3 protein-coding genes are annotated in these 2,217 nt (G+C 64.8%); 1 reads left to right on the top strand and 2 read right to left on the bottom strand.

All coding sequences use genetic code 11. From position 1 onward, the window contains the following. Window positions 1-139 precede the first annotated feature (139 nt). Together VOI29_RS24230 and VOI29_RS24235 are read right to left on the bottom strand one after the other, a co-directional pair. Entirely contained in the window at window positions 140-931 is a 792-nt protein-coding gene (locus tag VOI29_RS24230) for an SseB family protein (protein WP_323784424.1), read from the bottom strand. Continuing rightward, window positions 928-1,521 carry a uracil-DNA glycosylase family protein gene (locus VOI29_RS24235; protein ID WP_323784428.1) on the bottom strand — a complete coding sequence of 198 codons (594 nt, stop codon included), beginning with the start codon at window positions 1,519-1,521 and terminating at the stop codon, window positions 928-930. The genes VOI29_RS24230 and VOI29_RS24235 overlap by 4 nt, the downstream gene beginning before the upstream one ends. A gap of 270 nt (window positions 1,522-1,791) precedes the next feature. Between VOI29_RS24235 and VOI29_RS24240 the strand changes: the two genes are divergently transcribed. After that, window positions 1,792-2,217 (top strand): ABC transporter ATP-binding protein (locus VOI29_RS24240; protein WP_323784426.1); only part of this gene is annotated, 426 nt, incomplete at its 3' end.

The following is a 2,217-nucleotide window of genomic DNA, read 5'->3' on the forward strand; positions in this document are numbered from 1 at the left end:
ATATTTGCCCTCAAGCGCCTCTCAGCCGAAACTCCGCGCTGTGCGCCAGCACAGCGCCGCGCCCAACTGCGAGGCACATTGGACAATGTGCTGCAACAGGCGGGAGCCCCCGCACCGGCTTCAATCAGATCAGCTTCAGTCAGACCAGCCGCGGCGGCTTGTCCGGGTTGCTGCCCGGGATCTCCGGCTGATAGGTTTCCGGCTCCGGCGGCTGCGGCAGGTCGAACCGCAGACCAACCCGGGCCAGACTGGCCGCAACCGGATCCTCGGCGGTAAAGAACGCCACATCCATCGCCCCCGCCTCAATCCCGGAAAAGGTCAGCGCCTCGCTTGCCGCCTTGGCCAGCGACGGCTGCGCGGCCTCCTTGGCGCCGACAAAGCCCAGCAAATGCCCCTGGCCGCCGCCGCCATAGCGCACCCCTGCCAGATAGGCCGCCGCGGCCAGCCCGCCGGCAGTGGCCAGCTTGGCATCCAGCGCCGTCAGCAACGCCTCCGGCAGCCCCTTGGGCGCAGTAAACATCTCCACCGCAGCCTCCACCTCTTCCGGTGCGTGGCCCAGCGTCTGATGCAGCCAGCCGACCGCCCCGGCCGGGATCAGGATGGCGGACGGAGCCACCTCCAGGTTCAGTCCCAGCCCGATCCCCTGCCCGGCCAGCATCTGCGCAATCACCCGGCCCGACAGCGCCGCGTAAGGCACCGCCCTGCCGGCAAACTGCCCCAGCCGTTCCTCGCGGTCGAACACCAGGACAAACGCCCCCTCGGGTGTCTCAAACAGCTCCGGCGAGATCTGCCCGCCGGCGGCTTCTTCGGTCAGCATCAGGAACAGCTCGCTGTCGCCAAGCCGCTCGTAAAACCGCAGCCGGGCGGCATCATCTGCAGGGTCCGCCTCCATCGCCGCATGGGCCAGATCCAGCGGGGTCTCTTCTGTCATCGCATCAGCTCCTTCACCCGGGCCTGCAGCACCGGCAGCAGCTCGGTTTCGAACCAGGGGTTTTTCTTCAGCCATCCGGTATTACGCCAGGACGGATGCGGCAAGGGGAAGACCTGCGGCGCATGTTCCCGCCAGCCCTGCACCAGCGCCGTCACCGGCCCTTTTACCCCCAGATGATAGCGCTGCGCATGCGCCCCGACCAGCACCCTGAGCCGGACCTCCGGCAACTGCGCCATCACTTGGGTGTGCCAGGTCCTGCCGCACACCGCAGGCGGCGGCAGATCCGCCTTTTTCCCGTTGTAGCCGGGAAAGCAGAACGCCATCGGCACCACGGCCACCCGGTCCTTGTCATAAAACTCCGCCTCACTCAGGCCCAGCCAGGCCCGCAGCCGGTCGCCCGAAGGATCGGTGAAGGGCCGGCCGCTGTCATGCACCCGCGCGCCCGGCGCCTGGCCGGCAATCAGGATCCGGGCAGTGGGCCGGAACCACACCACGGGGCGCGGCTCATGCGCGGTGGCGGTTGCGGCAAAACGGTCCGCACAGATCCGGCAGCCGCGAATCTGCGCCTTCAATTGCTGACCGGCCGTCATTGCCCCGCATTTGGAAACAGTCATTGCTTGCCCCGCCTTGCCCCCCTGCCGCCTGAAAACACGCCCCCGGCCCCGGATCATGGCTGAAATGGTTAAAACTTCATTGATCAATTATGGTACAATTCGACATAATAAAGCCAAATTCGCGGCGTAGGCCATTAACACTCTTTTGATAACAAAGAGCCACGGGCGCCTGAGTACGCCGATGTGGAAACGAGGCAGACAGTCAGAGCCCGCAAGAAGGCCGCACGAGCAGCACCGGAACCAGCAATGCTTGAGTTTGAAAACGTCAGCAAGTCCTTCTGGACGGGAACCCAGCGCAAGGTGATCCTTGACCGCGTGTCGTTCCGCGTCGAGCCGGGCAAATCGCTGGGTGTGCTGGCTCCGAACGGCACCGGGAAAACGACGCTGATCAACATGATGGCCGGCCTGGAAAAACCGGATGAGGGCGAGATCCGCCGCAACTGCAAGATTTCTTTTCCGCTGGGCTTCATGGGCGGGGTGATCAGCCGTCTTTCGGCAATGGAGAACTGCCGCTATATCGCCAAGCTTTACGGGCTGGATCCCGATTACGTGGAGGCCTATTGCCGCTGGCTGTGCGGCCTGGGGGAGTATTTCGACCAGCCGCTTGGCACCTATTCCTCGGGGATGCGGTCCCGGTTCAGCTTTTCGCTGATGCTGGCGCTGGATTTCGAC

The organism is Leisingera sp. (genome assembly GCF_034669605.1).
Classification (GTDB): Bacteria; Pseudomonadota; Alphaproteobacteria; order Rhodobacterales; family Rhodobacteraceae; genus Leisingera.